Here is an 8,772-nt window from a genome sequence, read left to right as displayed (position 1 = left end):
ACGCGGTTCCCCTGCAGGGGGAACCGTGCGGGAGAGGATGTGTTCCCGTGTCCGCCACCAACACCGGCAACGCTTGTTGTTGCTGTGAAGCCCGAAACGATGAGGAGGAGGTTTTCATGTTGGACTTGAGCAGCTGGTTTTGCCTGGATACCGCCGGCCATGCGGAGGGGTATGCACCCGGCGAGGATGCCGCCGGTGTCTTGCCGCGGGACTTCCTCGTGGCGAACTACGCCAGCCTGCACCGGCGCCTGGCGCGGCACCTCAATTGCCCGGACCTCGCCAGCGAATGCCTGCACGAGGCCTGGCTGCGCTTGGGTCGGTTGACGCTTCCCGCGACTGTGCGGAACCCGGAAGCTTATGTGTACCGCACCGCCTGCAACCTGGCGATGGACCGCTTGCGCAGTAACCGGTGCTGGCAATACACGGGCGACTCCGACACCGAACTCGAAAGTCTCGCCGACGACGTACCCGGCCCCGACCACATTGCGGCGGCGCGTTCCGACCTGGCCGCGGTGGAGCGCGCGATGCAGCGCTTGCCGCATCGCCATCGCTCGGTGCTGATCGCACTGCGAATAGAAGAGATGACCCGCCAGGAAGTCGCGGACTGGCACCGCATCTCCCCGCGCAGCGTGGATACCGTACTGCGCCAGGCGCAGGACTACTGTGCGCAGGCATCGGGCCAGACAGTGATGGAAGACGACAGCTCCCTACAGCGGGTTCATTCCAGGCGTTGGCAAGCCAAGCCTGCTTGCATTGGAATTCAGCGGACGGGGTAGTCCTCAACATGACAGCGGTTTTTCCGGGGTTGCACTGAAGTCTGACTTCACTGTGTTGCGAGCCAGGCCCGCACAGCCAGACCCGCGTTACCCGCAGGGGGGCGCAGCCTGTCACGCAGGCGTCATGCAATTTGCATAAAGTTCACGACTGCTCGCGTCTATAGGCACTTTGATTCCTTGATATGAAAACCTGCCGCAACCATTTATGTCGTGGATTCTTGCGTCTAGATGTGCCTTGACGATTGTGGTGTGCGTACTCTGCCTGAATCGGGTGGCGGCCCAGGAAGGCTTGCCGCCAGACCCTTCCAGCGGCTATATGCAGTTTGATATTCCCGCTCTGCCGCTTCAAGTCGCGCTTGAGCGCTTCATGAGTTTTACCTCGTACTCGGGGCTTTACGACAGCGCATTGACGGCTGGTCTCTACGCTCCTGAAATTCGCGGTGCCATGCAGCCTGAAGCCGCATTGCGCCGCATGCTTTCGCTGAGCGGTCTCCAGGTGCGGTATGCCTCACCCGACACATTCAGCCTGGTGGCCGCATCCGCCGAACCGGCGGCGCAAACAACCGGTAGCGGGTTCGCGCAAGGCGTTGAGAGTACGGATCCGGAGAGAAAATACTTCGCGGTGGTTCAGTCGGAGGTCCGGGCCTTCTTTTGCCGCCTCCCCGTGACATCTTCCAGTTCATACCGCATCGCTTTGAGCCTGTGGATTGAGCCTTCGGGGAAAGTCACCAAGGTGCATCTGCTCGGCACCAGTGGCTCGCCTTCACGCGATGCCAGCATTCGCGCGGGCCTGCATGGCATGCACCTTCCATCGCAGCCTGGCCACGGGGAGATTCGGCAGCCTTTGACGATGATCGTGCTCCCAACGCTGTTGAATGCACAAGGCGAATGCATTGGCTGAACATCCCAATCCCCTTCAGCGAAAAATTTCCGGACGGCTGTATTGATGCCCGGAAATCCATTGACATCGCTGCGCGACTTTTTGACCTCGAACTACGACGAACTCAAGAAGCGCCTGACCTATCGCCTGGGCAATGTGGACATGGCCAGCGATGCCCTGCAGGATACCTACCTGCGCCTGCAGGATAAAAGTGTTGAGCAGAAGGATGCCGCCCCTTCGGTGGCGCATCCGGTTGCGTATCTTTTGCAGATGGCCTTTCACATCGCGATGGACCGAGAACGCAGCGCGGAAAGACGGCTTACCGTTGAAGAGGCCGAGGGATATCTGGATATCGTCGATTCCGCTCCCGGTCCGCTCGCCATTGCCGAAGGGCGGGAGGACCTGATGCGGCTGTTGCAGGACCTGGAAACGCTGCCCAAGCGCCAGCGGGAAATTCTGCTCGCGGTGCGTCTTGATGGGGAGTCGCGTGAACAGCTGGCTCTGCGCTATCGCATATCGTTGCGCACGGTAGACAGGGAACTGGAGCGGGGTTATGCGTTCTGCCATGCCCGCATCCGTGAAAGCGATCAATGAAAATGGCAGTTTTGGCTCGCTGGTCCCGTCTCGGTTGTAAAAGGCCACTTCTCGCTGGATGCGCTCGATTGCCCGAGGAAAAAATTGGAAAAACGTGATTCGCTAAGCCCGCCTTCGCCTCATGAAGAACACCGGCTGTTGTCGCAGCAGGCGCAAGCCTGGGTGGTAAAAATCAAAACAGGCCAGGCGACGCAGGCGGATATGCTCACCCTGAAACAATGGCTGGCGGCGGGCGCTGGGCGTGAGCAGGTTTTTCAGCATGCAAGACAAAGCTGGGATGACATGGGCGCCGTGGGCCATGCCTGGCGGCTTGGACATCCCGAACCCGTTTCAAAGCCACGCCTTGCGCGCGGGGTAGTCCGGGAACGACGGATGTTCCTGGGCGCGGCATTTTCGGCGGCTGGCGCGGCCGCAGTCGGTGCCATGGTCTTTCCTCCCGCCGGGCTTTGGCCGTCCGTGTTCGAACTTGGTTCGGACTACCGTACGGCAACAGGCGAGCAGCGCCGCATTGAGCTGGCAAATGGCGTGGTGGTGGAGCTGAATACCCAATCCAGCCTGAACGTGCGTGCTGACGATGGTGGTGACGGCCCCTACGAACTCAAGCTCGTGTCGGGCGAGGCGGTTATCTCCAATGAGGATGCGCGAAGAGAGTTGAGAATCGTTGCCGGCAAGGGTGTGATGTTGATGGCTTCCGGCGAAATAGAGCTGCGCCAGATCGAGGGGCGTGCGTGTTTGACATGTTTGCGTGGCAAGGTCCAGTTCGAACATGCGGCTGAGCGGTTGAGCTTGCAGGCCGGCCAGCAGGTCTTCTATGACGATGGGGGCGGCAAGGCCGTGCAACAGGCGAGTGTCGACCTGACGGCCCCTTGGCGCGACGGCGTGCTGGTATTTCGCGACACGCCGCTGGCCGATGCCGTGGCTGAAATCAACCGCTACCGGCCGGGGCGCATCGTTTTATTGGGCCGGGCTCTGGGCGAGCGGAAGATGAGCGGAAAATTTCAGATCAAGCGGCTTGATCTTGCGATAGGCCGTATCAAGGAAGCCTTTGGCGTGACGTCCAGGCATTTGCCTGGCAATGTGATTCTGCTCGGCTGACGCGAGCCGGGCTTTCTCGCAAATCTTTTTTGTGACAGCTTTGTCATAAAAAACCGGCGATATGCGTGGCAGTTTTGATCAGGGCAAACCCGTCTCTGGACATGGAAGCCGAAAGTCTGCCTTTCGTGCGACGTGTTCATTGATCTAAAACGGAAGCGCCATCATGCATGCCAGCCGCACAGCCAAAAACCAAGCATCTCCTCTTGAAAATGTGGGTCCAGACTTTGATGCATCGAAGAAGACCATACGCCTGACCCCATTGGCCTCGGCCGTTGCCGTGCTTCTCGTCGCAGGTGCTGCGGGCAACGTCCATGCGCAGCGCGCTTTCAGCAACGCGTGGTACGCCAACATGGGCGCGGCGCAAAGCACGGCGGCCACCACAGGCCTCTTGCCCAACGGCACCCCTGCCTCCTGGCTCACCAACCCGCAAAGCCAGCAGCAAAGGGCCAACGCGCAGATGCTGCGCTCCTTCGACAACCTGAACCTGGCCGCCCGCGGCATCGCCGCGCAGCAGGCCGCGCAAGCCGCGGCGCAACTGGCGGCGCTGGCCGGTGCCTCCGATGTTCCGGACGGCTTGGCCCCGGGCGGGCTGGTGGTGGACACCAACAGCCTCACCGCGGGCTGGCTCAATGCCAGCAAGCCGACACAGGCCGCCGCCGGCGGCAGGACACAGGTCACCATAGACCAGACGGCCGAGAAAGCCATCCTGAACTGGGAGAGCTTCAACGTCGGCCGGAACACGACGGTCAACTTCAACCAGAAGGGCGGCAACAAGGCCGACGGCACCAACGCCTGGATCGCGCTGAACCGCATCAACGACCCGAGCGGCAAGCCCGGCCAGATCGCCGGACAGATCAAGGCCGACGGCTCGGTGTACCTGATCAACCGCAACGGCATCATCTTCACCGGCAGCAGCCAGGTCAACACACGCAGCCTGGTCGCCAGCTCCCTGCGCCTGACGGATCAGCAGTTCAATCTGGGGATCAATAATCCACAAAAATTTGACAACTCGGGGAATGATTTCGCCATTCCCCAGTTTGGCGAATTCACGACCCGGATGCCATCGATTTACGGCGCTGCCGGGTACGTTCCAGGAAACGGAGCCACGCCGGATCAACTCGGTATGGTCGACCGATTCCAGCCGGGCGCGGCTCCGGGGGATGTCAAGGTGGAAGCGGGTGCGCGTATCGCAGTCGCCAGCGGCGGCAAGGTCATGCTGTTTGCGCCCAAGGTGAGCAATGCCGGGCGCCTCTTTGCACCGGACGGCCAGGTCATCCTGGCGGCCGGTGAAAACATCTACCTCAAAACGTCATCGACGCAAGATCCCAATGCGGTGCGTGGCCTGGATGTGGCCGCGTCAGCCGTGCCGGGTTGGGCGTTCACCGGTGGGCAGATGTTGGGTGCGCTCGGACTGGAAACAGTCTATGCGGATGCGAACTTTGTCAACGGCATCCGCAACATCGTCCTGCCCGAAATGGCGGCGCGCGCCAAGGCCGTCGGCTACGAAGTGAACAATACCGGCGTGGTGCAGGCCGACCGCGGCAACATCACCTTGCAGGCGCAGGACGTCCGGCAAAACGGCGTGCTGATGTCCACCACCGCGCTGAACAACCGCAATGGGTCCATCCTCATGCGCGCGTGGGGCCTGGGCACGCACATGTACGCGGACGGCATTGACGATCTTTTCAACTGGTCGGCCGGCACGCTCACGCTGGGCAGTGGAAGCGTCACGCAAATCATGCCGGACGCCGCCGACACCAGCGAAATCGAAGCATCCGCGCTGGGCACCCGCTACCAGCCCGGCTGGATAGGCATGTACGGGCAACTGATAGACCTCAAGCCGCGGGCCGGCGTGCTGGCGCCCGCGGGCAAGATCAACATCGAATCGGCGGTCAATCCGATCTTCACGCAGCAAGCCTGGCGCAAGGGAAGCCTGGGCGACCCCAGCCGCATCTACATCGACAGCGATGCGTTCATGAGCGTGGCGGGCCTGCGCGACATGCTGGTGCCGATGGCACGCAACTTCGTCGAGGCGGAGCTGCGCATCAATGAGCTGCGCGATTCGCCGCTGCTGCTGAGCTCCTGGCTGCGCGGCCAGAAGGTGATCGTCGACCGCCGCGAGGGCGGCGTGTTCGCGGGCGGACCGATGGCCGGCGTCAAGTGGGTGCAGAGAAAAGACGCCAACGGCCAGATGGTCTACATGCCGGGCGAATGGGTGGGCACGCCGCTGGCGGACGTGACCGGCTGGATAGGCGTGGGCAAGACCGACCTCAATGAACTGTCGGCCGATGCGGGCAGCATCATGATGCGCGCCGGCGGCTCCGTCGTCACGCGCGCCGGCTCGATGATCGACATCTCCGGCGGTTCGGTGCGCTATTCGGACGGCATGAATACCGCCACCAAGCTCGCGGGTGCGAACGGTGGCATCTACACGATGAACAAGGCCATGCCCGACATCGAATACGCGGGGCTTGCCGGCCGGTTTACACAAAACCATGCGCGTTGGGGCGTGAACACGACCTGGCGCAGCGCGCTGATAGGCGGTGACTTCAAGGAGGCCGGCTACACCGAAGGCCGCAAGGCCGGTGCGCTGCAGATCTTCGCGGGCAGCGCGATGGTGCTGGAAGGCGATTTGTGGGGCGGCGAAGTGGTCGGCGACCGCCAGCAGAAAAAGCCCGCCAACGCCAACGGCGGCAAGCTGCAGCTGGGCGGCGGCAGCGTGGAAGACCGGCCGTGGTCGCCGGGCACCATCATCGTCAGCCATGATCCCAAGCGGCTGGGTAATGCTTTCAACGCCGGCACGGCCCTGGGCGCGGACTTCTTTGTGCCGCTCGACCCGGCCAATCCGAAGTCCACCAAATTGAGCTTCCTGTCCGACGACATGCTCAATGCTTCGGGCATGGGCCACGTCACTTTCAACATCATTGGCGGCGACTTCGAACTGGCCAGGGGCGCGAACCTGGAACTCTCTCCGGGGGCTTCCCTGTTTGTTTCCGGCGCCGACGCTTCGACGGGCAACATCCGCATCAACGGCATGTTGCGTGCGGCGGGCGGCTCCATCTGGCTCGACTCCGTCAACGGCCGGCTGGATGTGGGCGCACATGGCGGGCTGGATGTCTCCGGCCAATGGATCAACACCTGGCGCGACGGCATGTCCTCCGGACCGTGGGCCATCAACGGCGGCGCGATCAAGCTCAATCTCGCGAAAATCGTCGCCGACCCGCAGGCCGTGTTCGATGTGTCCGGCGGCGGCCGTGCCGATGTCGGCAAGAAAGGCCTGCCTGCCTTGCGTGTGGGCGATGCCGGTTCCATCACCTTGAGCGGTGTGACGCCGCAGACGGGCCTGGCGGGATTGAACCTGCGCGCCTATGCGGCGGGCTCGGCCGGCAGCCTGGTGCTTGAAACCGCGTCATCGGTGCAGATGGGCGGCGCGGCTACGGACCCATCGGTCGTGGTGCTGCCTGCGAACCTGTACGGCGAGCGCGGTTTCGGCAATGTGACCGTCAACGTGCGCTCCAACGGGCGCATCGTGGTGCCGGACGGCGTGACGATCACGCAGCAGGCGGTCGGCATTGACATGGTCCCGTTCGCCTACCGCGATCTCGCCACGGGCGAGCGTCTGGCCGATGTGGCGCCCATAGTCGTCTTGTTGCCGCAGGAGCGCCTCAAGCGCCGGCCGGGCGGGATCACTTTGGCGACCAGCGACGGGGCGATCATGGTGGGCGTGGGTTCCGCCATCGTCACCGACACCCGCGGCAAGCTGACCCTGGGGGGTGGTGGCGCCAACGGTGCGGTGACGGTATCGGGTCGGCTGGAAGCGGCCGCGGGTGGCATTGAACTGAGCGGTACGAGCGTCAAGTTGAATTCCGGCGCGCAGCTGATGGCACGCGGCACTCCCGCGATTTACAGGGACAAGTCCGCGCATCTGCGGGGTGAGGTGCTGGCAGGTGGTGTGGTGGAGATCCGGGGTTCGGATGTGCAGCTTGCCGCGGGTTCGTTGATCGACGTGTCAGGGGCGAGCGGGGAAATTGAACTGGCTGAAGCCGGCGGTTCGCCGGGGCAGCTGCGGTACGGCAAGCTTGGCATTGCCGGTGACGGCGGTGCGATCAACATCAAAGGCAGTTCGCAAGGAACGATACGAATTGCAGGCGATCTTCGGGGGAACAGTGGCGGTGCCGGCGCATCCGGCGGCTCATTGACGATCATCGATGAAAGTGGCGGGCCGGCCGGATCGCCGAGCGCTGTGGTGCTTCCTACACGCCTCTATTGGCGGGATCCGGTCACGAATGCCATCAAGAATGCCATCGCGACCTCGGTTCCTGATTTTGACCTCTTCGACCAGTACGGTACGGTCGCTGTAAAACTCACAACTCAAATGCGCGCGGCAATTACGGCGCTGCCTGGTGTGACCGGCGGCGGCATGGAAATTGTCAACGACATGAATGGGCCGCTGTTTTCGTCCGTATTAAAACCCTGGGAGGTCAATCCCGCCATCACACCCATGATGGTTGATTTGCTCACACGGTATTTTTATACGAACGCAGCAGCAACGACCCGCGTGGTCATTCCGGATGTGGCGGCGGTGTCCACGTCGCGCGTAATGGCCAACTCCATTTCCGGCGGCGGCTTCGGTTCGGTTTCATTGCAGGCCGGCAAAGGCATCACGCTGGCCAATGGCGTCAACGTCAATGTCGCCGGATCCTTGAGCCTCAGTACAGCGAAATTGGGTAACGGCGGCAGCGGCGGCAGTGCGAATTTGTCCGCTTCGCAGATTTCGCTTAACACCTCATTGCCATACGCATCGGGTGCATGGAGCACGCCTTCCGCGCTCGGCGGCAAGCTGGCCTTGTCGGCCCAATTGATCGACATCAACAAAAATGGCACAGCCACAGGCGTTGCCGGCACACGCATCAGCGGCTTCGGCGAGACCGAGTTTGCGGCAAATGAAATTCGTCTGGGGGGCACATTGCCCGACCAGATTCTTCCCACGACCAACTTGCAGCTTAATCTCGACGTAGACGGCAGGCTGCTGCTGAAAGCCGGGCAAATATACCCGGCGACCGCGATGACTGCGGTCATACGCGCCGGTGACCGAATTACGGTTGATCGTTTATCGGGTGCCGGGGCACCCGCGTTGTCCGCAGGAGGCACGCTGCGCCTGGAAGCGCCGGTGATCGAGCAGAACGGTGTGCTGCGCGCGCCCTTCGGGCAGATAGAGCTGGTAGCCGGCAACCGCCTGACCCTGGGCGCAGGCAGCATCACCTCGGTCTCAGGCGCGGGCCTGATGCTGCCCTACGGCACGCTGTCGAACAACGAGCACTGGAAAGACCCCACCAAGGCAAACGACGCCGCCAATCCCTCGAGCGGCTCCCTGACCTCCCCGCCCGAGAAACGCATCACCATGAAGTCGCCCAATGTCGACCTCGC

Annotated in this window: 5 protein-coding genes; all 5 read left to right on the top strand. The window is 62.5% G+C overall.

Annotation, left to right across the window (positions count from 1 at the left end; translation table 11 throughout):
• The first annotated feature begins 47 nt into the window (after nt 1-47).
• Entirely contained in the window at nt 48-776 is a 729-nt protein-coding gene (locus ACLV74_RS21375) for an RNA polymerase sigma factor (protein ID WP_411881429.1), read from the top strand.
• Between the two features lie 244 nt (nt 777-1,020).
• Nucleotides 1,021-1,677: a TonB C-terminal domain-containing protein gene (locus ACLV74_RS21370; RefSeq protein WP_411881461.1), complete on the top strand. Its 657-nt coding sequence runs from the start codon at nt 1,021-1,023 to the stop codon at nt 1,675-1,677.
• A 60-nt stretch (nt 1,678-1,737) separates the two neighbouring features.
• The gene (locus ACLV74_RS21365; RefSeq protein ID WP_411881428.1) at nt 1,738-2,250 is read left to right on the top strand and encodes an RNA polymerase sigma factor; all 513 of its coding nucleotides are present in this window, start codon (nt 1,738-1,740) and stop codon (nt 2,248-2,250) included.
• 84 nt (nt 2,251-2,334) lie between these two features.
• Nucleotides 2,335-3,345, top strand: a complete 1,011-nt coding sequence (locus ACLV74_RS21360; RefSeq protein ID WP_411881427.1) for a FecR family protein — start codon at nt 2,335-2,337, stop codon at nt 3,343-3,345.
• A gap of 211 nt (nt 3,346-3,556) precedes the next feature.
• The coding region (locus tag ACLV74_RS21355; protein ID WP_411881426.1) for a filamentous hemagglutinin N-terminal domain-containing protein at nt 3,557-8,772 on the top strand (5,216 nt) is incomplete at its 3' end.

Source organism: Polaromonas sp. YR568 (assembly GCF_943369415.1).
GTDB lineage: Bacteria > Pseudomonadota > Gammaproteobacteria > Burkholderiales > Burkholderiaceae_C > Polaromonas.
Note: the sequence above shows the minus strand (reverse complement) of the source record. Positions and strands in the feature narration are given on the sequence as shown.